The following is a 23,907-nucleotide window of genomic DNA, read 5'->3' as shown; positions in this document are numbered from 1 at the left end:
TGACGCGTGACGCTGCAGGTATTCTGGCCGCGCGACAATCAGGATAAGAATGTGGTGGCGTGCATGATGACGCCGATGTTGATTGACGCCGGCGAGCTTTGCCTGCCAGCCGCGCGTCAATCTGGATGAGAACAGCGCGTCAGTCGGTGAGGTCGATGCCGTAACGCGTGATGATCGCCTTGAGCACGCGCTTTACGCTCTCGCGTTTGATCTCGATGAGCATCGTCGAAGTGCAACTGGATTCCAGTGCAGCCAGTGCGTCACCGAGCAGGGCCAGCAAAGTAACGCGTGACGCGATGGCTTCCTCGCCAATGGCGTCAATCACGGTCCGTTTGCGCCGCAAACGATACGCGCGTTGCCGTTGCGCTCCAGTGAGCGCGCGGGGCGTCGCCATCGAACTGCCCGATGCGTCGTCACGCGTTACGCCCGTGAGCTGCGAATTGCCCGTCATTGCGGATCCTCCTGTTTCGGTGGCACGCCGACGTTCTTTGGTGTCGCTCTACTGGCCGGGCGTCCCGGTCCCTGCTGCTTGCGCTGCAGGGCGGTACGGCGACGGTAGCTTTCGACGTTCAGCTCAAAGATGGTCGAGTGATGGACCAGCCGGTCGACGGCGGCCACCGTCATGGCGCGGTCGGGGAAGACCTTGTCCCATTCGCCGAACGGCTGGTTGGCCGTTATGCAAAGGGAACGGCGCTCATACCTGGCGCTGATGAGCTCGAACAGCACCGACGTCTCGGCCTGATCCTTGCTGACGTATGCGAAATCGTCCAGGATGACTAAATCGAAGCGATCCAGCCGGTTGATGGCGGACTCCAGAGCGAGCTCGCGGCGCGCGACCTGCAACCGCTGCACGAGGTCGGTCGTGCGAGCGAAGAGGACCTTCCAGCCCTTCTCCAGCAGGCTCAGTCCAATCGCCGACGACAAGTGTGATTTGCCACCCCCACTGGGCCCCAGAAGAATCAGGTTGGTGCCGTTACGCAACCAGCCGTCGCCAGCGCAAAGCGCCGAGATGTGTGCCCTGGACACCATCGGCACTGCATCGAAATCGAAGTTCTCCAGCGTCTTGCCCGGCAATAGCCTGGCGTCCTTGAGGTGACGCTCGATCCGGCGTCGATCACGCTCGGCGATCTCGTGTTCGGTCAGCGCCATCAGCAGGCGCGCTGCCGGCCAGCCTTCCGTGTCGGACCGCTCGGCAAAGCTGGACCAGATCTGCTTGATGGCCGGCAGCCGCAGATCGTTGAGCAGCAGCGACAGGCGGGTGGCATCGATGTCGTGACTCATGCTGCCACCTCCGTTGCCATGTCAAGCAGAGCTTCATAGTCGCTCAGCGGTGCGAGCTGGACGTTCACCTCCGGCATGGCGCTCGCGGGCTTCGCTTCGAAACGCGAACACAGTGCGTCCAGATCGGGTAACTGCCCATCGTCCAGGCACTGCTGCAGCGCCTGGGCCAGTTGCGCTTCGCAGTTGTGCTCGTGGGCCAGGCTGAGCAATTCAGCCATGGTCCTGCATGCCTGGCGCTCCGGCAGTTGCTCGAGCAGGCGATCGAAGGTCAGGCGATAGGCCTCGCGCGGAAAGATCTGATCGCGGTAGACCAGGTTGAGCAGCGCCATGGGCTTGCGGCGCAACGCATGGATGACGTGCCGGTAGTTGATGACGTGGCCGTGCTTGCCATTGGGACCCGCACGGCCGCGCTGCAGTGTCATCAGGGCCGTACTGCCCAGAAACAGCTCCAGCCGGTCGTCGTACAGGCGCACGCGGAGGTGATGACCGATTAGCCGTGACGGGACGGTATAGAACACCTTGCGCAGGACGAAGCCGCAGCTGGTCGTGACGTACACGCGCGTTTCCTCGTAGTCGCACGTACGCTGGGCCGGAAGCGGCTGAAGCAGTGCCCGCTCGGCCTCAATGCGTTTGCCATTACGTGCGTTGATACGACCGACGATCTCGTCGATAAAGCGGCGATAGGAATCGAGATCGTCGAAGTCGTGACTGCCGCGCAGAAGCAACGCATCACGCACTGCGTTCTTGAGGTGGCCGTGAGGGCTCTCGATGGAGCCGTTCTCGTGGGCAACGCCACGGTTGTTGCGCGTAGGGTGCATGCCGTAGTGAGCACACAGCGCCTCGTAACGCGTGGTCAGATCCTCGCGCGCCTCGGCTTCGAGATTGCGGAACGCCGCCGACAGGCTGTCGCTGCGGTGCTCGCGCGGCACGCCTCCGAGTGCCCAGATGGCGTTCTGCAGCCCCTCAGCCAGCGCGACATAGCTCTCGCCGCCGAGAATGACGTGAGCGTGTTCAAAGCCCGAGCAGGCCAGCCGAAAGTGATACAGGCGATGGTCCAGCACGACGCCCGCCACGGTGACGCCCAGACTGTCCATCTCGGTGAAGTCGGATAACCCGAGACGACCGGGTTCGTGTACCTGACGGAACATGACGTCACGTTCCTCGCCATGGAGTGCGCGCCAGTCGCGAATACGTCGCTCGAGTGTGCGACGCACGTTGCCCGGGAGCTCGGGATGGCGCCGAAGCATCTCGTCCAGTACGGCTATTGGACGGATACCGCGAGCGGACTGGAGCAGTGGCACAATCTCGGCGTCAAAGATCGCGGCCAGGGGATCGGCACGGCGACGCCCGCGCGGGGCCTTCTTCTGCGATGGCAATCGCGGATCCTCTTCGATGCGATAGCTCGTGGCGGCGCTGAAACCAGCGCGTGCCGCCGCCTGGGGCGGCCTCTCCTTGAGTCTGTACTTCATGTAGAGCCTCATCTGATGGTCGTTGACGTGTCGGCCGGGCAACTCAGCCTCCCTTCGCTACATGGAAGTGCTGTTCATACCCGATTTACCGCGACCACCGACAAGGCACCCCGACGACGGGGAGCTCCTCGGCGCGGCGTTGCGGCAGCGGTTCCGGGCTACGCCCTCCACCGCTGCCGCAACGCCAGTACTCTCATCCTGATTGACGCGCTGCTCTCATCTTGTTTGACGCGCGGCACCGGATCGACGACGTAGCACTCGATGCCGTGCGCCTGCAGCGCGCGACAGATCCAGAACGCGTCCTGGCCGGCCTCGTAGCTGACGACGATGCGCACGCCCGCGGGCAGCGACCACTTCTCCTTGTGCCGTTCGATCAGGCTGAGTGCCGCCTGCAGGCGGGCGGCGGCTTGCGGCTGTGCTAGCGTGTGCACGGCTGGCTTCTCGCGCTGGCCGTCGTGCAGTGCGATCTTCCAGTGTGCTGCGGCAAGTTCGAGTGACACCGCCAGCAGCGGTTCCTCACCACCCGTTGTGCTCGTCTGATCCGTGCGCATGATGCTCTCCTTGTAGCGGGTTCGACTGACTGATTTTATCGATCAGTTCGTCGGCAGACCTCCCGCTACATAGGATCTCTTTCCGGGCCTCGATCCGATCGACCCGCTCAGCACGCGACAGTTGAACCGTGCCATTCATGCCGCCGCCGAGGCTGCGAACATCGACAAGCGCGTGTCCATGCACACGCTGCGGCATAGTTTCGCGACACACCTCCTTGAACAGAAGGTGGACATCCGCGTGATCCAGGTGCTGCTCGGCCATGCGAAGCTCGAGAACACCGCGCTCTACGTCCAGGTGGCCACCGACCTGCTGCACGAGGTCACCAGTCCACTGGACCGCCTGCCTGCCGGGTAGGCCCGCGCGCTGTAACGCCTCATGCTGGAGGTTGCGGACATCTTCCGCAGCCACGGGCCAGCGTGGCGAGCCACGACACATCTGAGCCTGGGGCAGCTGAAGGTCATGTCGGCCATCGAACGGTGCCGTACGGCGGCACTGGGCGGACATGTGCTGCGCTGTTCAGGCTGCGCAAGCACAGAGGTGTCCTTCAACTCGTGCCGTGACCGGCATTGCCCGAAGTGCCAGGCCAGCGCCGCACACCGCTGGCTGGAGGCACGCCAGGCCGATCTGCTGCCCGTCGAATACTTCCACGTCGTCTTCACGCTGCCCGCGCCCATCAGTGCGATCGCCTGGTACAACAAACGGATCGTCTACGGCCTGCTGCTCGACATCGCCGCTGACACGCTGCGTACCATCGCCGCGGATCCCAGGCACCTCGGCGCCCGGATCGGCGCCACGCTCGTACTGCACACCTGGGGCTCGGCACTCACGCATCATCCACATGTGCACGGCATCGTCCCCGGTGGCGGGCTGTCGCCTGGCGGTGAGCGCTGGATCGCCTGCCGGCCCGGCTTCTTCCTGCCCGTGCGCGTCCTGTCACGCCTGTTCCGGCGCCGCTTCCTCGAGGCACTCCGGTCGGTTCACCACCGTGGCGACCTGCAGTTCTTCGGCGAGTACACCGGGCTCGCTGACCCCGCCACCTTTGCCCGGTGGCTTGCGCCGCTACGTACCTGCGAATGGGTGGTCTACGCCAAGCGCCCGTTCGCCGGACCGAAGGCGGTGCTCGAGTACCTCTCACGCTACACGCACCGCGTCGCCATCTCCAACCAGCGCCTGGTCGCCTTCGATGAGCGTGGCGTGACATTCCGCTGGAAGGACTACCGTGCGAAGGGACGCACCCGCTACAAGACCATGACCCTCGAAACCGGCGAATTCATGCGCCGCTTCCCGCTCCATGTGTTACCCGCTCGCTTCCATCGCATCCGTCACTACGGACTGCTCGCCAACCCGGTGCGCCGCGCCAGTCTCGCGAGGATGCGCGATCTGCTGCACGTCGCACCCGAGATCAGCCCATCACCGGACGACACCGTCATCGCAACCCGGCCCGTCTTCATCTGCCGGCACTGCGGCGCACCGATGATCGTCATCGACATCCTCGCGCGCAGCGCCCCGATCCGCGCACCACCGATGTGGCGGGGTCAGACATGAGCGCAACGGTTCCTCGATATCTGAACCGACCGTCGGCCTTGCGACAACGCGGCCCACGAGCGGACGTTTGCGCCTGGCGCTTCGCAAAGCACCTCGCCCGCGCGCTTCATCATCGCGGATGCACGACTGCACCGCCTCATCACCGCCTCAGCGCCCATCCGGCACCCCGCCTGGCCGCGTCGCATCCCGCACCGCTGAACACCCTGGCCTATCAATCGCCATAGCCGTGAAGCTCCGAGCGCATCGGAGCATTCCGCGGTTTCCTCCATCGGGTTTATTCGACGCCTGCCAACACGCGCGGAGGCATGCACATTCCTGCGGCCGATGGCAGGCATCGAATAAACCTTAACGACCACAGCCGTATGCAAATCGCATACACGCCCGGCCACTCCAGACGGCAGCGATCGGCAGCGATCGGCAGCGATCGGCAGCGATCGGCAGCGATCGGCAGCGATCGGCAGCGATCGGCAGCGATCGGCAGCGATCGGCAGCACGCGACCCAACGCAGACGGCCAAGTTTCCGGATACCGGACGTTCGAAAAGCGCATCTATCGTATGCGTGGGCACTATCCGGTCGCTTTACGCCTCTGCACCAGCAGATGACGAGGGTGCAGTGAATCCTAGCGCCACCGAGAGGGCAGATATCTCGACAAGAGTAAGCCCTGCCAACGCTAGTTTGCTTGCAGGCTCGGGGTCGGCCAAGGCGGCGACGATGGTCGGTACCAGAGCAATCGACAGCCCGAGTACGATGACGACCTTCAAAACGTTATCCCAGGTGGAACTCGTTGACGGTTGGCCTGCGGGATTCGACTCCTGTTCTTCGTACATCGACGGCGCCGGCTTCGACGGAAATTCCTTTTCCTTGTATTCGTAAGCTTCCTTGAGTTCTTCTTGTTGCTGTTCACTGAGCGGATATCCTCGACATCTGTCGTCAGCCTCCCATTCAGCAATCTTGAGACTAAGACGTTCACGTTCACGGTAGAAGTTATCTCGATGGCCTTTCCAAGACCCATATTCCGGATGTGGGGTGTCACGGAAATATTTATAAAGATTGTGTGGATCGTTAAGAGCATTGTTGATGAGATCAGCCACCAGGTTCAATAGATCAAGAATCTGCTGCAGGATGTCGCCGCACGGATCGGGACTGCCAGGGGAACCGCTGGCCGCGGTGGACTGGCGGAGGACTGTCTCTCTGATAGGTCGAGTTGCCTCCGATCTGCCATCTGTTTGTACAACGTGGGCCAATTCGTGAGAAAGCAGCCATCTTCCGCTTTCGGTATTAGGAGAAAAATTACCGTTGCCGAACACCAAGTCATGGCCAATGGCGAACGCACGCGCGCCGATTGCGTTGGCAGCAACAGCAGCTCGATCATCAGCATGGACGCGAACGTGACTGAAATCGTGGTTGAAACGGGGCTCGAAGAAAGAGCGCGTGGACGTGTCCAGGCGCTGCCCGGAGGAGCTGAGGACCTCAGTGACGATCGGGGAAGCGTCAGCGCCGCCGATGGTCGGCCCGACAGGCTTCGCTTGGACCTGCCCGCGCTCGTCTTTCTCACAGGCTTCACATTTCCGGCTGAGTTGGACCGCAGAACCGGTGATAGTGAATTCGGGCATAGGCGTACGCATCACCGACTCGGCAATGCGGTCCGCTTCGTGCTCAAGCGGGTCGTCGACCGACCCAAGGGCGAGCTTCAGCTGAATATTACCCAAGTGGCGGGGAAATCTTTTGAGTTGGTTTGTACGCTCAGGTGGGAAAGGCGGGATCTTGCTCAAATCCCAAGAGGCGCCGCGCGGTGCCGCTCGGGCGATCATGTCCTCCGGTGCAGCCTCTTGCTCATGGTCGTTGTCCGGGACGCTCCCGGCCAGCCTCGAAGCCTGCTGCGCCAGCAGCCGGAGCGTCGTCTGATTGCCGATGCCTCGCTGAAGCATCAGCGCCTGTTCGACGGTGCCACCGCCAAATGTTCGAGCGGCAAGGGCCAAGCGCTGGGGCGCCCGCTTGCCACCCGGATTTTCAGTTGCCTTCGTTGTTGCCTTAACGACTTTCGGCGCAAACATAGCGCTCCCTCCAAACAATGGAACGGCGAAAGCAGGGCATTGGGATCCTCGGGCTGCCCCCATCCTCACAGGGTGGATGTCGAACATTACGAACACATGCTCGCCATCGAGCGCTAACTTGGTAGCCGCGCGAATCTTTCGGCGCTTCGGGTTTTCCTGCCGGAGCGGTTACCGTTTGCGAGTTCTGCCAAACGCCTCTGTCGCTGCCCTCTCCCGTCGCAGCTTCTCGTTCTCGAGGCGGAGCTTTTCCCGCTCCAGACTTTCCCTGCGCCAGCTCAGCACGCTCCCGATCAGCGACACCAGAGCAGCCAGAAAAGAGACCACGGTGGTGGGCGACATGCCGCCGAAGCCAGATTGCGGCGGCAGCGGTGATGGCGCTGGCGCCGGAGGCGGGACCCCATGCGGGAAGCGGTGAAACTCTTCGATACGTGGAGCGTTTCTAGGAGCCGTGGTGGGCCGGTTGGAATGCGATTCCACCCAGGAGAAAGCACAGATTGCGGCCGAAATCACAAAGATCACCAGCCAGAACCGGCCGCGCTTCTTCGGCGGCGATGACAGCGACGGACCCATGGGACGCTCCCCGGCAGGATATCTTCAGTCAGTATAGGCAAGCAGCGTGCTCGTGACAGAGGAAGAACGGCACAGCCCGGCTCCGTTTGGATATCTGATAACGTCCTCTATCACATAAAGGCTGGCCATTAAAAACGGCAATCAAGGTACTGGCCGTGATGACACATTGCTGAAGCTCTGTCTTGGGGAGAAGCACGGGACGAGATCGCTCGAACCGAAGTCATGGTCGGCCGGAATGGCCATCGAATCATCGAATCTGAGCCGCTGCACACAGCACTTGAAAATGGAACTGGCTCGTCCGACGAATCGTCGGTCGCCGCCATTACCGAATGGCGGTTGGTCACTCGTCAGCAGGCGTTCGGCGATAGAGTGCGACGGACCGTTCATGGCCGGCAGTACGCGTTCATCCACCTCGCTGGAAAGCCGCCGTTGACGACTCCAACGTCAGCTCTGTAGAAGGTTCACGCAACTGGTGCTCTCGGCCATTAAGCGTCATCCGGCCGTCAGGGCCTTCGGACGTTCAAATGTCGAATCCGCCCAGCAAACGGTCGTTCGTTGGGCGCAGATGAACGTTGCTTCATCAGTCTTTGCGGATGATCGTGGCGGTCCCGGCGACAGTCATGACGACGCGCTCGGAGAGACGATCAATGGTCTGCATAAAGCGGAATTGATTCATTGCCGTACCCCATGGAAAACTCGCGAATCCGTCGAGCTGGCCTCGCTCGAATGGGTGGCCTGATTCAATCACCATCGATCGATGGAACCCTTTTGGGCTCATCTTGCCTGTCGAAGCTGAGGCAAACTATTACCGGCAACCCAGCAACAGCGCATCGCATCGGCATCACCTTGAACCAGACAGCCTCTACGATTCCCGGGGGGCAATACTGGAATGCCCAAAAAACTCCGTCGGTTGAACGTCAAAAGCCGGCCCTCGACGGCCCCACCTTGATCCTTTGGCACCCAATAAGCCCTGCTGCCAGCGGCGACCGGCCGCCCGATTCGAACCGTGCCCCGACGGCCCTACGGTCGGCCAGTCACGCGCTGCACCATCGCGTAGAGCACCGACATTTGCAAGCCGCTCTTGAGTGCGTAGTTCGGGTCGTATTGATTGGAGTAGCCCCACCAGTCGAAGCATGCATTCGGGTTCGTCGGCCCTGGCGCAGACGACGCGATCGTGTCGGGATACACGACCACGAGTTTGTTTGTGTCGGCCCATTCATTGATGCCGGCCTCGGTGACCCAGCGGTTTCCGATAAGTGATGCCTCCTGCAGACAGCCGTGGAGAGCGAGCACGAATCCGCACTTGTTCCCTTGCGCGCAGGCTTTGGGAACAAAAACGCTGCCTGTCGAGCTCATCGAAAGGTTTGGCGACGCTCCGAACTCCGTCTGATCGAATGAAGACAGCGTACCCGACAGCTTTCCGTTGTTGCGCGGTTTCAATGGACCGAGGAACATCGTCAGCCACGTTTCTACTGAATCGTAGATTGCGCCATTTGCCGAGCAGCGCACCATGTAGGGACTCCCGAGCGTGCCGCATGCAAGTTCGCCGTCAGGCGATTCCCAGCCGTGCTCGGCGGGATAGGCATTGTCAAAGTGAACATTGGCCCCATAACGTCGGTATTCCGAGTTGAGGTCGGCCATCTCGAGCGGATTGACGACCTGGTCTTGCGTGCCGGACCAGAGGTAGACGGGCTGTTCACGCAGATTCGTCGCCGGGTCGATGGTACCGAGGGACGATTGCGCGTCCAGATACGCCTCGGATTCCGTAAGCGTGCTGTTGTACGACGCCTGATTCGACGGAAGCGTCAAGCCGCCACAGTTTGCCAAAGCTGTCGCGGCTCCCCCGGCGCCGGCACACCAGTACACCCCGCCCGCGTAGACAGCGGCCCCTTTGAAGGTCGAAGAGTGGGCAACATGCATCTGCACCGCCGCGAAACCGCCAGACGAAATACCGGCGACGAAGACCTTCGTCGGGTCGATCCGATAGCGCTGAAGTTTAACGATCGTGGACGCGACCGATCCACCGTCCGCGGTGGGGCTGCCGGTGGCGGCTAACGCCTTTGCCGATGCACCGGCATCCGTACTGGCGGAATCGCCACCACCGCCGCACCCCGCGAGGCCGATCGCTAACACAGCTGCCGACGCTAACCGTAGGCCTAACGCCATCGTCATCATTGTCGTCTCCTCGTCGGAGCGGAACAAAATTAGTGACGTCGCTGCGCCCGTCGAATTACCGGCCGTTTCAGCTTCCGCCTAAGACTCGCTAACGCAAGTCATCGACAAAGCGCGAACAGACGATTGCGGCGTGCAATGCGCGCGGCGATACTCGGCAAATCAGCAAAAATCGCTCCTGCAGCGCCTATAATCGCAAGCCTTATCAGCATGAAGCTTGTCCGGACGGCTGACCACACTAGAGCCATCAACGCTTGCGCGACTCCAGTCGATTTGACCGTCCTCTCGCAGCCGGCTGAGCATCGCCAGGCGCAATCGTTCAGCACATACAGGATGCCGTTGAGCGCCGCCCGGTCATCGACCGAACGGCGCCGTCCACCTCGATGGACGGCTTGAATTCCGGAACCAGCGGCTCAGCGCCAACCATAATTCTTTGCTTACTGTTCTTCTCGCCATGCCCGCAAACGTACCGCATCAAGAGCCAACGGTCCTATTGCGTTAGCCGCTCTAAGCGAATGGCCGTTGCACTCTCCTGAAGCGGCCCTTGCTTTCTCGCTGGGTCGAAGAGCCGTAGAGGGTCGATCAGGGACATTTGAAACGCGCGCTCTCAGCGCCTTGTCATCGACAAAAGGCTACTGAGCATCAGCGGCGAGCGCGGGGCCGACCAGTCAGAAGCGGCCGGCGACGACGCGCTTACCTATGCGCAGGAACGGATCGTCGGCGCTTTTTGCACCGCCGCATGAAACGCCCCCGACGACAACCCTTTGACGCACGCCAGGATTTGTACTCGCTGTAATTATCCCGCTGCTTCCCTATAAATAAAAGAGGACGAGCGAGCAAACCGTTCGCGTCCTGATGGCGCATTGCTGGCAAACATGCTGCAGCCGAATCTCAAGTCGACTTTGATCCATCGAAGATCATGTATCGGGTCGATCGCATCCCTGCGCGCGAGCGCACTGGAACGCTCGGCGCTATCACACGCGCGAAATAATTTCTTCACAGTGCAAGGCACCATGGGAGGTGCGCTGTGTTTGACCTGACCAAATCGACCCACTCAACCCTGTCTCGCATCTGGTTTTACACCGCCGTAACAACGGCATGTCTGACCGGTTGTTCCTGCGCGGACGCAGCCGCAGTCGCCACTTCTCCGGCAGCTGCTTCCGCGGTTGCTCCTGCATCAGCGCCACCTTCGGCGCCCGCCACCGCGCCAGCGAGGGAAAAGAGCGCTGCAACCGCCAGCACGGCCGCACCAATCGACTTTCCGGCGGTCGTCGAGCGCTATGGGCCAGCGGTTGTGAATATCCGCGTGACAGTGCCGGTGAATGCGCCCGCGAGCGCGACGCCTGCTTTCGGTCCCAGTGCCGAAGCGGTCGACGGTGACGACCCCATCTTCGCGTTCTTCAAGCAGGCCTTGCCACAATCGCCAGACGGCCAGGGCGCTACGCCGCGCGCGATGTCGGGCGTCGGATCGGGCTTCATCGTGAGCCCGAACGGTCTCATTCTGACGACGGCGCATGTCGTCGATCAGTCGGGTGACGTGACCGTGCGTCTGACCGACCGGCGCGAGTTCAAGGCAAAAATCGTGGCTGTCGATACGCAAAGTGACATCGCCGTGATCCAGATCGACGCGACGAAGCTGCCTACCGTCAAGCTCGGCGATTCGGCGCGCGTGCGCGTCGGCGAGCAGGTGCTGACGATCGGTTCGCCAGACAGCTATCAGAACACGGTCACGGCGGGCATCGTCAGCGCGACGTCGCGCACGCTCGCCGATGGCAGCACCTTTCCGTTCTTCCAGACGGACGTGTCGCTGAACCCCGACAACTCGGGCGGCCCCGTATTCAACCGCGCGGGTGAAGTGGTCGGCATCGACGTTCAGGTGTATGCCGATAGCGATCGCTTGCAGAGCCTGACGTTCGCAATCCCGATCAATATGGCGAACAGGGTGCGCTCGCAGTTGCAAGGTGAGGAAGCCCAGCAGAGCCAGCAAAGCGCGCGAAACAGTGTAGGCAGCAATCTGGGCATTCAGGTAGAAGACGTCGATACGAATCTGGCGAGCGCGTTCGGCCTGCCGCGCGCGGCGGGCGCGCTGGTGACGTCGGTCGACCCGGGCAGTCCGGCGGCGGCGGGCAATCTGAAAACGGGCGACGTGATCGTGCAACTCGCCGACAAGCCTATCGACCACGCGGCCGATCTAACCGGACAGAACCCGGCGTTGCAGACCGGAACGAAAGTCCCGCTGAAGCTGATCCGCGATCACAAGCCGATGACGGTGATGGTGAATATCGGGCCAGCGTCGCAACAGGCGAACGCAGGTGCGGGCGGGGTTGCAGGCCCAAGCTCTGACGCCGGCTCGCGGCAGTTTCACGCGCTCGATCATCTTGGCCTCACGATGCATTCTTTGACCGACCAGGAACGGCACAGCATGGACCTTCCTCAAGGCCTGATGGTCGATGACGTGTCGGGGACAGCGGCCGCTGCCGGCATCAAGCCGGGCGATGTCGTGCTGTCGTTGAACGGCACGCTGGTCGCGTCGCAGGATGAGCTGGCGTCGCTCGCGGCAAAGGCTGGCAAGAAGGCAGCGTTGCTGATCCAGCGGAATCACGCACGAAGCTTCGTCACGGTCGACCTCAAATAAAAACCGGAGTGCGAGAGCGGCTAATCGATACACGATTCCCGCCTCGCATGCCGACGCGGTGAACACATGTCGCTAACGCCCCGGGTGAGGGACGATCACGACGGATCGCAGACCGGGCATATTCGCACAGCGTGTGTCAACCCTCTGCATAGTCAATGGCCGCTGTACTTCGAAAACGCTCATTTGGTACCGGGCATGGGGGCCGACCGACTTGGGTCGTGACGGCTCATTCACCGGCTGTGAGAGCTGCCATTCGTCGACGCCGGTTTGTGAATGTCCGCAAAGCAAGGTGCGGCCGCCGCAGGGCTCCTAATCACCGCCCGTCGGCTATGGCCGACTTTGAGACGGTCGCACAACGCCGCCAAAAGCTCGGGAACCAATGAAACATCTGCGCTCCTGCGCCGATCGATCCGCTCGGCGCCGGTTCCGGCGTTCCCTTTCCTTGCTTCCGACGTATCCCTTTCTCCCGCGAGGAGGATCCGGACTGACGACCACGATGAGCGCTGTCTATCACGATTCGGATTGCAAGGAGCCCTCCCAGGCATATCCCTGCGCCGTTGGATCGGCTTTCGCGCATCCGTTAAGCCTCATCGGGCGTCTCGACTCTGCAGAGCGTCAATCCCCGAAAGAGCCCTACCCCTCAAAGACTAGTCAGGTGAAGGCCGCACGCGGCCTCCACATTCGCGCTCGCCGCGCGGCGTTTCATCCCGCTCAACGGCGCAGTTTCGCCGCTACCAGTCTCCACCGTTCCCGCCCTAACCCGCGACCGTAGCCGACACCAGACGGCCGTCAAGGCGTTCGGGGCCGTGTCCTGCGCTTCGCTCCGTCCCGCACCCACCCCTCACTTCTTTCCTTGACGGCCGCCCGGCGCCGGCTCCTTGAGTCGCACGGGCGCGAACTCAGGAGACTGGCGGCAGCAAAGCCAACCTCCAGCTTCGACCAGGATGAAACCAACCCCTACGACGGGGCGGAATCTTGGAGCCCGGTCAGCGCAACACCGATCAACTTCTTGATGTGGAGATTGCCATGCAACTCGCTTCCTCGTTCCGCTACGGCTCCCCGATGCTTCGTTCCGACTCGCCCCTCTCCGATGACCAGATCCGTCGCATCGCGCCGTCCATCTTCGCCGAAGGCAAGCATCAAAGCCGCTCGGAACGCTACACCTACATTCCGACCATCGATGTACTGAAGGGCCTGCGCAACGAAGGCTTCCAGCCCTTCATGGTGTGCCAGACACGTGTGCGCGATCAGGACAAACGCGAATTCACGAAACACATGATCCGCATGCGCCACGCCGACGAAATTACTGGCGAGGAAGCCAACGAGATCATCCTCCTCAACTCGCACGATGGCACCAGCAGCTATCAGATGCTCGCTGGCGCGTTCAGGTTCGTCTGCCAAAACGGCATGGTCGCGGGCGACACAGTGGGTGAGGTGCGCGTGCCGCACAAGGGCGACATCGTGCAGAACGTCATCAATGGTGCATTCGACGTGCTCGACGGCTTCGACCTGATCCGCGAGCAGAAGGACGGCATGCGCGCCGCCAAACTCACCCGTGACGAACAGCACGCGTTTGCCCGCTCCGCCCTCGCCCTGCGCTACGACCCGACTGACGCCAACACGCCGGCTCCGATCACCGGGAGCCAGTTGCTCAACGTGCGCCGCTTCGAAGATCACCGTGATGACCTCTGGACCGTCTTCAACCGCGTTCAGGAAAACATGACCAGGGGAGGTCTGCACGGCCGCTCGCGCACTGGTCGGGCCATGTCCACGCGCCCAGTCGTCGGCATCGATCAGAACGTGAAGCTGAACCGCGCGCTCTGGATGCTTGCCGATGCAATGCGCCAGATGAAGGCGTAAGGACCGGAGGGGCGACCGTGCATCGCCGCCCTCCCAGCAGATTGGCGATCAGGATACCTACCCGGGTCCAGTCCTGACGTGATCCGAACACCGTGACCCGGACGATCTCTGTCAGTCATTCTGGAGTCGATCATGCAAATCCGAAGTCATCGCACAAACCAGTACAACGCCTTCCGACGGAGCGACAGCGGAAGCCACTGCCGTCCGCGCGAAGGGCTTGTTACAGAACCTTGTTGTACACGAAATGAAGGGGTCACGTGGCAAGGCGCGCAGACACGGCGTACGCGCGGGTCAGCGCCGTCATGCAGCGCTCGACCTGCTGTACGCGAACGGCCATATCACCGCCGACTATCCTGTGTCAGTACGCCATCAGCACCGCGCTGCAACTCGATATGACGCGATACTGGACGCCCACGCGCGCTTCGTATTTCGATCATGTCAGCAAAGCGCGCATCGCCGAAGTGGTGACCACTGCCCTGTCGCCCAAGGTTGCCTCCGACCTCAGTAAGATGAAGAAGGTCGACGCCGCAGCGGCAGCGGAACTGCGACTTGCGAAGTCTGCATGGTGAGTAGCCCCGGGGAGTTGCACCCCGAGGCTCTCCCAGAACCGTACGTGAAGCTCTCGCCTCATACGGCTCCCGTTACCCAACCGCACTGCGAACAACTCGCCAGTGGTAGAACAACAGCGGAGAAATTCTTTTCATCTTGCTGAGCCATAGCACACTGCGCCGCTTGCGCTGCGACAGCTTCTTGTATTTGCGTCTGGCCCATTGCTCAAGCCTCAAGTCTAGATAGACCGAGAGCTTGTGCATTGCCGTCCGATAGAATGCCCCATAGTAATTCCACCACCCTCGTATCGTCGCGTTACATTGCTCAGCGAGATCGTTCAGCGTCACCGACGTTCGTCGGTTCAGCCGCCAGCTTCGCACCTTCTGTCTCATCCGTGTCAGCGCGTCATTACTCACTGCCGGCAAGAAATTCGTGAATCGCCGACCGTATTTATTCATCGCCGCCCGCGGACGAAACGTAAAGCCCAGAAACGTAAACTGCACGTTCGGATACTGTCCGGTGCGATTGCTGTCCCTGCAATACACTACCTTTGACTTCTCCGGATGCATCATGAGTCCACATGCTTCCAGCCGTGATGCAATAGCCTGCATCACGGCTTCCGCCTGCGCTCGAGTTCGGCAGTGAACCACCGCGTCATCTGCGTAGCGTGCAAACGGAGAGCGTGGATATTCACGCTTCATCCAGCTGTCAAATGCGTAGTGCATGAACAGGTTCATCAGGATCGGACTGACCACGCCATGGACGCAAAAGATAACTTTGAGTTTGAGCGGCAGATTCCGCTGTGCCGATCCGATTCAGTCCTTGATTTGCGTCGCAAGAAGTAATATAAAAATGTCATATGTCGCGCTCAACTCTTTCCGTCAGGGCTCAGCGTTTGAATGCTGCGTTTCATCTGCTTTCTGATGGTTGCAGCCTCAACGAGGCAGCCGCTGCCATGGCCGAGCAGCACAGGATTTCGCGGCGCCAGGCCTACCGTTATTTGCAAGAGGCGCAGCATATGTCGTCTCCGGTTGCCGTGGCCGAGCCTACCATTCCCATCACGCTCAAGGTTCCTGAAACCGTTGCTGTCACATTGCGAGCGTACGCGCAGGCCAATGACTTAACGATGGGCGAAACGCTTACGCGTGCCGTCCACGCTTTGCTAGCGAAGGCAGTCGGGCGTGGCTAATCGCCGCCCGCGCAGCCATCACGTTGACCTTGAATATGCGTTTGACCGCCTGCTTGCGAAGAAGCTGGAGCAGGTCTATGACATCCTGGTGCCGGATCGTGTGCGCCGCACTGGCGAGCAATCTGGACTGAATGGAGAGACAGATGAAGGTAGCCGCGATCTACGCCCGGGTATCGTCCGATCAACAGAGGGAGGAGAAGACCATCGCCAGCCAGACGGCGGCGCTGGTAGAGTTTGCCCGAAGCGAAGGCTACAGCGTGCCGGATGAGTGGGTCTTCCAGGACGAAGGCTACAGCGGCGCAAGCCTGGTGAGACCTGGGCTGGAGCGGGTGCGCGACCTGGCGGCGGCGGGCGAAATTCAGGCGGTGCTGGCACTCGCCCCTGATCGCCTGAGTCGCAAATATGCCTACCAGGTGTTGCTTATCGAGGAATTGGCTCGCCATGGGGTGGCGGTGGTATTCATCAAGGCGCCGCAATCGGGTACGCCGGAAGATCAATTGCTGCTGCAGTTCCAGGGCATGATAGCGGAGTACGAACGGGCCCAAATCCTCGAGCGCTCGCGACGAGGCAAGCGGCACCGGGCGAAGCAAGGCGAAGTCAGTGTGCTCAGTGGCGCGCCTTATGGCTACCGCTACGAACGCAAAAGTGAGGACCAGCCAGCCGGTTATACGGTGATTGACGCCGAAGCACGCGTGGTCCGCCAGGTCTATGAGCTATACACAGTGGCCGGGCTGAGCATCAATGCGATAGCGCGCCGGTTGAGTGAATTGGGCGTTCCGACCAGGAAGGGGGCGGCATGCTGGGAGCATTCCACCGTCTGGGCCATCCTTCGCAATCCTGCCTATTACGGCATGGCATGCTTCGGCAAGACGCAACTGGCCGAGCGAGAGCGGACCAATAACCGGAAGTTGCGCCAGCGCGGCGGGCTGCCTGTGCGCAATAGCGCCAATCACGAACAGCCGCGCGATCAATGGATCGGCATTCCGGTTCCCGCGTTGGTCGATCCCGATACCTTCGCGTTGGCGCAGGAACGGCTCGAAAGCAACAGGAAGCACGCTTCGCGTCGCACACGCGAACCCAGTATCCTCCAAGGGCTCGTCCACTGTCGCCAGTGCGGCTATGCCCTGTACCGGACCGCGACGCGCAGCAGCGCGCGCAAAATTTACTATTACCGCTGTCTGGGCAGTGACGCCTGGCGCTACGATGGCCACGCCCGATGTGACCAGAAACCCATTCGGCTCGACCTGCTGGAGCACATCGTGTGGTCGGAAATTGCACGTCTGCTGGAGGATCCCGCGCTCATTCAGGCGGAGTTGAACCGGCGCCTTGAAATGGCGCGCAATTCAAGTCCGGCCAAGCGTCTGCAGGACCGCATTACCCAGGATCTGGCGCAAGCGCAGAAGCGCATGGATCGATTGCTTACTGCGTACCAGGAGGACCTGCTCTCTCTGAACGAGTTGCGGCGACGCATGCCTGCACTGCGCCAGCGTGAGCAGAGCCTTCAGAATGAACTGCAAGCGCTCAGTGCCGAGTTGGTCGATCAGTCGGCTTACCTACGACTGGCGGAAACGGTAACGGCATTCCTGGGCCGCCTGCGCAGCAGTGCGACGACCCTCGGCGTTCAGGACCGACAGCGCATCACAAGATTGCTCGTCAAGGAGGTCGTAGTTGCCGATGACCGCATCACCATTCGCCACTCGATACCTGCCACTGCTCGATCGCCCGGGGACGGAGATCCGCACCGCTCGCCAGGATCGTCGTCAGGCACTAAAATCGACCGAAGTTACCTATTGCGTCCATGGCGTGACGACCCCGCCCTGCGGTGTTCCGCGCGTGCGTGGCACAACCTCCTCCGCTGTTTCGAACGGCGCAGTTAGCCACCGCTCGATGTACAGCAGAATCCAGTCCTCCCGAATGTGGCGCCTCACTGCCTTCATCAGCAGCGTATGATCTATTTGATCAAACGCTGCCTTGATGTCAAACTCAACAACCCAGTCATATCGCCAGCAACGCTCGCGCGTTACCGCAATCGCCTGTTTCGCCGATTTACCCGGTCGGTATCCATAAGAGTCCTCATGGAATAGCGGATCCAGAATCGGTTCAATCATCAGCTTGACGGCAGTTTGGGCAACTCGATCCGACACGGTAGGCACCCCCAGTTTCCTGGTTCCGCCCTTTGCCTTGGGTATCTCAACCTGCTTCACGGGTGGCGGGAAATACGACCCCGACGACATCCGGTTCCACAGCTTGTACAGATTCCTTGACAGGTTCTGCTCGAACATGGCGATCGTTTCATCGTCCACGCCAGCAGCTCCGCGGTTGGCCCTTACCAGTTGATAGGCCTCCCACACCGTGCGCTTCGCAAGCTTATACGGTTTCGTTGATTTCATGCCGCTCATCCCCGCAGATGCAGGTTGGCGACCTTCGTCAACTGGATAACGTTGCCCCTTCGCTCCGCCCTCATTACAAGAGCTTCAACGCTACTACGGGCAACTCCGCCCCTTGCCCTGACATCGGTATTCTTCCTCATGGTGTCTGCCATTTCCGAGTAGACGAGGAGGTTACCCCCCTCGTCCCTCACAGACCCGGACGAGCCCAATTAAGGCATCCGGTTCTTCATTGCACAGGTTCGCTCACGGCGTAGCAGGCCGATGCCTGATGCGAGGTTTCGGCAACGGGAAGATCACAAGAATCTGATTGAAGGCAGCCCAGGTGAGGGAGCGTTCTCGCGAACGCCGCTTCAGCCACTTGTGCCACCGTCGCCTGGCCTCGAAGACCATACTGCCAAGACGACGGCTATTGCCAGCGATACCAAAGTACGCGAAGTGCCCCCTGAGCATCCGGCTCAGCCGTTGGTGCTGGTCTCGCACGCACCAGTGCCGCATACGGCGGCACTGCTCATTGATTGCCTGGAGCGCCCGCGCAAATCGGTCTTTCGCCGTCAGTTGTTGCACAACGGTCTTGCCCCATCGCGAGCGCGCCCAGATATGGGTGAACCCAAGAAAGTTGAAGACTGTTGCGAGCGGTTTGCCACCTTCTTCTGTCTGCTGACGTGTGGGCCGGTGACGGAAATCCACCATACGGGTTTTATCCGGGTGCAGTTGCAGCCCGTACTTGCCCAGTCGTTTCCCGAGCACCGTCAACACACGGTCTGCGTCGTCCTTGTAGGCGAACAGCATGACAAAGTCATCGCAATAGCGAACCAGCGTGCTCGGACCGCGCAAGCGCGGTTGCACCTGCTCGGCGAACCACACATCCAGCACATGGTGAAGGTAAACATTACTGAGGATCGGCGAAAGCACCCCACCCTGGGGTGTACCGGCGTCGGGGTAAAGCAGATTCCCCTCTTCCAGTACGCCAGCTTTCAGCCACTTGTCGATCATCCTTCTGACGACGCCATCCGTGACTCGTTTGGCGAGGATTGACCGCAGTTCGGCGAACGGAATGCTGTCGAAGTATTTACGAATATCAACGTCCAGCACCCATCGCCCCCCATGTTTCATGATCCCGTTACGCACCGCCTGTATCGCCTGATGCGCATTGCGTCCAGGCCGAAATCCGTATGAGCAGTCCATGAAGTCCCGCTCGTAGATCGGCTCTAGCAGCATCGAAATGGCTCTTTGCGCTACCTTGTCCTCGAAGCAGGGTATGCCGAGACCGCGTTGCCCGCCATCGCTTTTGGCGATGTAGTGCCTTCGGACTGGCGGCGCCTGGTAGCGACCAGACTTGATGCGGTCGATCAGGCCCAGCAGATTCTGCTCCAGGTTAGTCGCATAATCTTCCGCGGTCTGACCGTCCACACCGACTGCACCGTCTTTACGCGTACATGCATACGCGTAATACAGCCAATCATAATCGAGATGCTGATTCAGGGAGGTGAATGCCATGGCCGGGTTCATCCTTGCCAATTCGGCTATTCGCTCCTGTTTCGTTGACACGCTTTCAGGTTTCAAGGCACCTCCGTGTTTCTCACGAGCGATTCTGTTGCAACGACACCTCGCTTCCCTCGACTGGGTCCACCCGAGCGGTGTTCCCCAGCGTCGACAGTACTATCAAGGCGCTAAGACTTCCTGCGCCGAACACGAAGTTGCTTATGGATTCGCTTCTTCGCCCCAGTCCTTCTCTCCTCGTTCGCTCCCATGCGGTGGAGACTTCCGCTTGGGCCTGGCCCTTTTATCGCCTGTTGCCTTCGGCATCTTGAACTGGTCGTACGCAGGATCTCCCAGGTTCCTGGGGAATCCATCCTATGCCTTTGCCCCGCTCTCAGATCCCGGCCGGCCCGACTGACCTCACCGTAACGGTCAGCACAGTAATGCCCCCGCTATAACAAAGGCGAAGACACCAGCAACAAAGGTATTTCGAGACTCAATCACGCGGCTTCAGCATCTGCTATCTACGCTTCACGAAGTACGTTACCGTACCCCATGCAAGACTTGCTTCCGGCTGGTGGCTAGCCTTTGCCGGGAGGGAGTCGAACCCTCTGGATTCCAATGAAAGGTTTCCGTTTTCACTTTCCCCTTTCCCAGGCTTTTCCTGGCGCGATGTCATTTCCCTTCACATTCAGGACAAGGTTCTCACGTTCCGTACCAAAGCCTGTGTTGAGCTCATGCCGCCTATACACCGACTGCCATCGGGTCCGTAATCAGGTGACGTCCCGACTGATCCTGGAGCGGGAGCCCTGCTCCAGTTTTGGCAGTACCTTAGATTTCTAACGATGCGTCATCGGACGGTTTGCTTTCGCTCATCTTCTCAACACGTACCTGCCACCCTCTCCGGGTGACTTTTCCACGGTCGCTCACCACCGCGCCTTTTGGACGCAGCAGCACCGGGCGGTTTGAAGCCTGCTCCTGAAAGCCGACTTCGGGAGGCCTTCTCCCATCTTCAGTACAGCACCGCAGACTTACGTCTGCGTTCGTGACACACGGCTCCCGGAAATACTCACCGATCGCGAAGTCCCGGCCACGCCCTCCTGGCTGTCCACAAGGACGAGGACGAAGGCGACCCGGATGCTGTAGGCAACACCGGCGATACACGGGACGGCGAAGACGCCAGCAATGGTCCTGATGCGGAGAGCGGCGGCGAGTACACCAGCAGCGCGCCGCGGGACGCGCAAGTACCTCCCACCACCGACAGTAATCAGCCGCCGTGGCCTTTCCCGACTGATTACATGCATTGACCCCGCGCAAGCTGACTCGCGGGCAGCGTAAGCTCCAGCCCTCGTCCGGTAACCAGGCAAGGCAGACGGCACAGTCCATTCAGGGCCTGCCGTCTGCCGACCGGAACTGAACTGCGCGACAGTCCGTGGCCGACGGTTGGCATCCCGTCCGCCGGCCAACCAGCCCGCCTGCGGCGAGCAGAAGGCAGAGGACGGCACCGCCCACCAGCAGCAGGCGATACATCGAGCGCGCGAAACGCCTTTCCACCCTTGTAGCCATCGCCTCTACCCGCTCCGTCGCTGCCTCAACCGCCCGAACGAACGTGTGGATTGTGCTTTCCAGCCGCTGGCGCTGCTCCCGCGCCGAAAGCGCCGCCGCACCGATCAGCCGGTTACCCGCCGTACGCGCGACCTGATTTGCCATACCCTCGGTCAACGCCATCATGGCAGTCTCATTGAGGGCTGCCAGTGCTGCCCGGTACCGTTCCTCATGCTCCCGCATCAGGTTTTCCGCCAACTGGATCGTCGCCTTGCATCGCTCAAGCGCGTCCCGGTGCTGCTGCATCAGCGCATCGGTCGCGCCGCCGACCTCGCGACGCGCGGCTTCGAGGCTACCCTCGCTCGCCCACCGGATTCGCTCCGGCATGGCCTCATACAGGCGCGCGTAGTATTCGAGCACCGCAATGATCGACCATAGCGCGTCATTGTCATGCAGGTTCAATGCGTTCGAGACCCGGTGCATGCGGGCGAGACTGGCTCCGTCCGGGACGTCGCCGGACACCTCGCGAAACAGGTGAATGATCGGATCGACCGGTTTCGACCGCCTATTGGTCATGGGGCGTCCTCTCGCTGCTGATGACTTTTGAGAACATGGCGTCGCACAACTCCCGCCAGCGAAACAACTCCGCCCGCTGTCCAATGTGCATGGTTTCTGCCGCCCTGCGGATCGAGACACGTTGACTGCGTAGTTCGTCCGCAACGCGATCCGCCAGATCAGGAAAATCGAGTGAGCGGCCCTTCGTCTCGATCGTTTTGCGAAGCTGGGATTCCTGATACAAAGCGAATTTGTCGGGTGCACCAAAGTAGCCGTTGCGAACGACATGCGTCACGGTATCCGGAAACGTCTGCCCGAAAATATGCAGCAACTCCAGGCTGTCGCGCTGCCGGTTGATCACCCATAGCACGACAAGCTCTCGCCCCAGTTCATCCAGTGTCCGTGCGAGTGTGCTGCCATATCGTGTCACGCCCGTCTGATTACGTGCCGCGGTATTGACAATCACTGCCGCACTCCGATGCATATCGCAGAAGTTGACGAATCCAATCCAGCCGTCCGCATCATCAAGGTCATAAGCCGCGCATGTGAACTCGTCTCTAAGCGCTTTCATGACGTCGGGATTCGACGTATCGGTTTCGACCAGAACAGCGTGAATGTCCTGCCGCTGCAGGTAATGAGCCAGCGCGAGCGTTACCATGCTTTTCCCAACACCGCCCTTACTGCCACCGACCAGATAAATGGGATGAGTTATATCCATGACCGACCTCCTAAAGGTTTTCGATATCAGGCCGGATCTCGAACGAGAACCTGTCCTGAATCTCCATTGATCCCGGCTCGCTTACTTCCCTTCCCCTTGGTTGTCGTGCATCGTCATGCCGGTCACCCGCGCGCGTGTCTTTTCGCTTTACAGTCCGCTTCTGACGGGACAACGGCCCCGCCTCGTTCTTCCCTTGCGGATTGGCCGATCTGGAGGCCGCACCGGAAGGTTCTGGACGATACAGCGCATACTTGACAGCGCCAATGCTGACATCGAGCCCGTTGCGCCCGGCTTCCTGGACGATTTCATCGAGCGTGTACCCTTTCGCCTGGGTGGCAGTGATATGCGCCCGAATCTCTTTCATCGCATCGCTCACCGTGACGCGCTGTTCGCTCCGGGGCTTCTCAGGTAGCGCTTCAAGCGCACCAACAAACCCATCCCACTGCGCCCGTGTGTAGCTTTTTGCGCCCGGCACGATTCGCTCCCATGGATCACCTTCGTCACCATCATGAGAACCGGGAAGAGGCTCGTCAATACCCCTTCCAATGGCTAGGCCGCACGATCGGAACAAGTCGGAATACACAGGGAGCCGACGGAGCGGAAAAATATTTTCGTTGTGCTGCGCAGATCAACCGCTTACAAGAGGCCTCGTCACAAACCCGGGTTGACGGGTAAGCAAACTGGTGCGCAATGGCATGCTGGCTTAGGACCAAAAGCTTGCGAACTCGGGGCCAAGTAGTGAGCAACTCCGAATGGAGCGCCCTGAAAAGTAGAGCGACCAAACCGGCAAACATGGTCGTGTAGTTCGGCGGGCTGTTTGAGCGCACATCGCAAACTTGCAAACTTGATCTGGCCGACGTTGAGCAGCGACCCGTCAGACTCATGCTATGCGTTGATACGACCCGCAGCATTGCCGTGTTCGTACTCGCATCGACAACTTCGCGATATTTAGGCAAGGAGTCGACACACGGACACCGTCGGTCTCACCGACGCGCTAGATTCCATGATCAGAATCGCCCCGACACGCCGACAGAATTTCTGCAAAGGGTCAACGGAATCACAGTGGTGACTTCACAAACTCAGCGGATCAGTCTCGCAGAAAATGGCGAACTGCACGCCTGAAAAACAAGATTCAAAAAATGATGGCAGGATAGGCTATCGCCGGTTTTGGGCGCCCAGGGGGCCAACGCTTGAATTCCAGAGGGTGGTTCGCGCTGCCTCCGCGTCGTCATCGTGGTCGTACGCGTCGTATTCGTCGCCGACGCACTGAACTGGATGCCCAACACTGAGCCTACGCAGAACACGATAATAGGATATGGAATGAAGCTCTGACATCAATCATG

General features: G+C 60.6%; 18 protein-coding genes and 5 pseudogenes. 9 read left to right on the top strand and 14 right to left on the bottom strand.

The genetic code is table 11. The features are described from left to right. The first annotated feature begins 6 nt into the window (after positions 1-6). Positions 7-129 carry a hypothetical protein gene (locus OKW39_RS41805; protein ID WP_429563149.1) on the top strand — a complete coding sequence of 41 codons (123 nt, stop codon included), beginning with the start codon at positions 7-9 and terminating at the stop codon, positions 127-129. Between the two features lie 10 nt (positions 130-139). Here OKW39_RS41805 and OKW39_RS41800 read toward each other — a convergent pair whose 3' ends face one another. From OKW39_RS41800 to OKW39_RS41785, 4 genes and pseudogenes are all read right to left on the bottom strand, one after another. After that, on the bottom strand, positions 140-451 hold the full coding sequence (locus tag OKW39_RS41800) for a hypothetical protein (protein ID WP_429563148.1): 312 nt from the start codon (positions 449-451) through the stop codon (positions 140-142). Then, positions 448-1,281 (bottom strand): IS21-like element helper ATPase IstB, encoded by an 834-nt coding sequence (gene istB, locus OKW39_RS41795; protein WP_429565343.1) that lies wholly within the window; start codon positions 1,279-1,281, stop codon positions 448-450. The genes OKW39_RS41800 and istB overlap by 4 nt, the downstream gene beginning before the upstream one ends. After that, entirely contained in the window at positions 1,278-2,792 is a 1,515-nt protein-coding gene (istA, locus tag OKW39_RS41790) for an IS21 family transposase (protein WP_429563146.1), read from the bottom strand. The genes istB and istA overlap by 4 nt, the downstream gene beginning before the upstream one ends. A gap of 125 nt (positions 2,793-2,917) precedes the next feature. Continuing rightward, positions 2,918-3,301 (bottom strand): annotated as a pseudogene (locus OKW39_RS41785) (IS110 family transposase); the annotation flags it as partial. Positions 3,302-3,377: 76 nt separating this feature from the next. On the opposite strand from OKW39_RS41785, the pseudogene OKW39_RS41780 reads away from it, so the two are divergent. Further along, a pseudogene (locus OKW39_RS41780) lies at positions 3,378-3,656 on the top strand (tyrosine-type recombinase/integrase); the annotation flags it as partial. 21 nt (positions 3,657-3,677) lie between these two features. Further along, a complete protein-coding gene (locus OKW39_RS41775; protein WP_429565342.1) occupies positions 3,678-4,847 on the top strand; it encodes an IS91 family transposase in 1,170 nt (389 codons plus the stop codon). Positions 4,848-5,426: 579 nt separating this feature from the next. Here the strand turns inward: OKW39_RS41775 and OKW39_RS41770 are convergent. Both OKW39_RS41770 and OKW39_RS41765 read right to left on the bottom strand, forming a co-directional pair. Further along, entirely contained in the window at positions 5,427-6,902 is a 1,476-nt protein-coding gene (locus OKW39_RS41770; protein ID WP_429565341.1) for a DUF4157 domain-containing protein, read from the bottom strand. Between the two features lie 168 nt (positions 6,903-7,070). After that, on the bottom strand, positions 7,071-7,472 hold the full coding sequence (locus OKW39_RS41765) for a hypothetical protein (RefSeq protein ID WP_429565340.1): 402 nt from the start codon (positions 7,470-7,472) through the stop codon (positions 7,071-7,073). 601 nt (positions 7,473-8,073) lie between these two features. Here OKW39_RS41765 and OKW39_RS41760 point away from each other — a divergent pair. Further along, positions 8,074-8,302 (top strand): annotated as a pseudogene (locus OKW39_RS41760) (IS3 family transposase); the annotation flags it as partial. Positions 8,303-8,492: 190 nt separating this feature from the next. On the opposite strand, the gene OKW39_RS41755 reads toward OKW39_RS41760, so the two are convergent. Beyond that, entirely contained in the window at positions 8,493-9,647 is a 1,155-nt protein-coding gene (locus OKW39_RS41755; RefSeq protein ID WP_429565339.1) for an extracellular catalytic domain type 2 short-chain-length polyhydroxyalkanoate depolymerase, read from the bottom strand. A 219-nt stretch (positions 9,648-9,866) separates the two neighbouring features. Next, positions 9,867-10,100: pseudogene (locus tag OKW39_RS41750) on the bottom strand (IS5/IS1182 family transposase); the annotation flags it as partial. 838 nt (positions 10,101-10,938) lie between these two features. On the opposite strand from OKW39_RS41750, the gene OKW39_RS41745 reads away from it, so the two are divergent. From OKW39_RS41745 to OKW39_RS41735, 3 genes and pseudogenes are all read left to right on the top strand, one after another. Continuing rightward, positions 10,939-12,279, top strand: coding sequence for a trypsin-like peptidase domain-containing protein (locus tag OKW39_RS41745; protein WP_429565338.1), 1,341 nt, complete (start codon positions 10,939-10,941; stop codon positions 12,277-12,279). 1,026 nt (positions 12,280-13,305) lie between these two features. Then, entirely contained in the window at positions 13,306-14,139 is an 834-nt protein-coding gene (locus OKW39_RS41740) for a DUF932 domain-containing protein (protein WP_429565508.1), read from the top strand. Positions 14,140-14,504: 365 nt separating this feature from the next. After that, positions 14,505-14,705 (top strand): annotated as a pseudogene (locus tag OKW39_RS41735) (hypothetical protein); the annotation flags it as partial. Positions 14,706-14,780: 75 nt separating this feature from the next. On the opposite strand, the gene OKW39_RS41730 reads toward OKW39_RS41735, so the two are convergent. Further along, positions 14,781-15,443 carry a group II intron maturase-specific domain-containing protein gene (locus OKW39_RS41730; RefSeq protein ID WP_429565337.1) on the bottom strand — a complete coding sequence of 221 codons (663 nt, stop codon included), beginning with the start codon at positions 15,441-15,443 and terminating at the stop codon, positions 14,781-14,783. Positions 15,444-15,547: 104 nt separating this feature from the next. On the opposite strand from OKW39_RS41730, the gene OKW39_RS41725 reads away from it, so the two are divergent. Then, positions 15,548-15,877: a hypothetical protein gene (locus OKW39_RS41725; protein WP_429565336.1), complete on the top strand. Its 330-nt coding sequence runs from the start codon at positions 15,548-15,550 to the stop codon at positions 15,875-15,877. Positions 15,878-16,020: 143 nt separating this feature from the next. Beyond that, positions 16,021-17,754 carry a recombinase family protein gene (locus tag OKW39_RS41720; RefSeq protein WP_429565335.1) on the top strand — a complete coding sequence of 578 codons (1,734 nt, stop codon included), beginning with the start codon at positions 16,021-16,023 and terminating at the stop codon, positions 17,752-17,754. Here OKW39_RS41720 and OKW39_RS41715 read toward each other — a convergent pair. The 5 genes from OKW39_RS41715 to OKW39_RS41695 all read right to left on the bottom strand — a co-directional run bounded on the left by OKW39_RS41715 (position 17,665) and on the right by OKW39_RS41695 (position 23,039). Next, the gene (locus tag OKW39_RS41715; protein ID WP_429565334.1) at positions 17,665-18,267 is read right to left on the bottom strand and encodes a reverse transcriptase domain-containing protein; all 603 of its coding nucleotides are present in this window, start codon (positions 18,265-18,267) and stop codon (positions 17,665-17,667) included. The two genes, OKW39_RS41720 and OKW39_RS41715, sit on opposite strands and share 90 nt — an antisense overlap. Before the next feature lie 243 nt (positions 18,268-18,510). Further along, on the bottom strand, positions 18,511-19,764 hold the full coding sequence (gene ltrA, locus OKW39_RS41710; protein WP_429565333.1) for a group II intron reverse transcriptase/maturase: 1,254 nt from the start codon (positions 19,762-19,764) through the stop codon (positions 18,511-18,513). Positions 19,765-21,132: 1,368 nt separating this feature from the next. After that, positions 21,133-21,867 carry a hypothetical protein gene (locus tag OKW39_RS41705; protein ID WP_429565332.1) on the bottom strand — a complete coding sequence of 245 codons (735 nt, stop codon included), beginning with the start codon at positions 21,865-21,867 and terminating at the stop codon, positions 21,133-21,135. Beyond that, on the bottom strand, positions 21,857-22,564 hold the full coding sequence (locus OKW39_RS41700; protein WP_429565331.1) for a P-loop NTPase: 708 nt from the start codon (positions 22,562-22,564) through the stop codon (positions 21,857-21,859). The genes OKW39_RS41705 and OKW39_RS41700 overlap by 11 nt, the downstream gene beginning before the upstream one ends. Before the next feature lie 10 nt (positions 22,565-22,574). Further along, positions 22,575-23,039: a hypothetical protein gene (locus tag OKW39_RS41695; protein ID WP_429565330.1), complete on the bottom strand. Its 465-nt coding sequence runs from the start codon at positions 23,037-23,039 to the stop codon at positions 22,575-22,577. Between the last annotated feature and the right edge of the window lie 868 nt (positions 23,040-23,907).

Source organism: Paraburkholderia sp. MM6662-R1 (assembly GCF_050436245.1).
Lineage (GTDB): Bacteria > Pseudomonadota > Gammaproteobacteria > Burkholderiales > Burkholderiaceae > Paraburkholderia > Paraburkholderia tuberum.
This window is presented reverse-complemented; position numbering and strand designations above follow the sequence as displayed.

Coding starts and splice junctions, on each gene's coding strand:
- OKW39_RS41705 (WP_429565332.1), bottom strand. CDS start 21,867: ATGACCAATAGGCGGTCGAAACCGGTCGATCCGATCATTCACCTGTTT.
- OKW39_RS41800 (WP_429563148.1), bottom strand. CDS start 451: ATGACGGGCAATTCGCAGCTCACGGGCGTAACGCGTGACGACGCATCG.
- OKW39_RS41715 (WP_429565334.1), bottom strand. CDS start 18,267: ATGAAATCAACGAAACCGTATAAGCTTGCGAAGCGCACGGTGTGGGAG.
- ltrA (WP_429565333.1), bottom strand. CDS start 19,764: ATGGCATTCACCTCCCTGAATCAGCATCTCGATTATGATTGGCTGTAT.
- OKW39_RS41725 (WP_429565336.1), top strand. CDS start 15,548: ATGTCGCGCTCAACTCTTTCCGTCAGGGCTCAGCGTTTGAATGCTGCG.
- OKW39_RS41765 (WP_429565340.1), bottom strand. CDS start 7,472: ATGGGTCCGTCGCTGTCATCGCCGCCGAAGAAGCGCGGCCGGTTCTGG.
- OKW39_RS41700 (WP_429565331.1), bottom strand. CDS start 22,564: ATGGATATAACTCATCCCATTTATCTGGTCGGTGGCAGTAAGGGCGGT.
- OKW39_RS41770 (WP_429565341.1), bottom strand. CDS start 6,902: ATGTTTGCGCCGAAAGTCGTTAAGGCAACAACGAAGGCAACTGAAAAT.
- OKW39_RS41755 (WP_429565339.1), bottom strand. CDS start 9,647: ATGATGACGATGGCGTTAGGCCTACGGTTAGCGTCGGCAGCTGTGTTA.
- istB (WP_429565343.1), bottom strand. CDS start 1,281: ATGAGTCACGACATCGATGCCACCCGCCTGTCGCTGCTGCTCAACGAT.
- OKW39_RS41775 (WP_429565342.1), top strand. CDS start 3,678: ATGCTGGAGGTTGCGGACATCTTCCGCAGCCACGGGCCAGCGTGGCGA.
- OKW39_RS41740 (WP_429565508.1), top strand. CDS start 13,306: ATGCAACTCGCTTCCTCGTTCCGCTACGGCTCCCCGATGCTTCGTTCC.
- OKW39_RS41720 (WP_429565335.1), top strand. CDS start 16,021: ATGAAGGTAGCCGCGATCTACGCCCGGGTATCGTCCGATCAACAGAGG.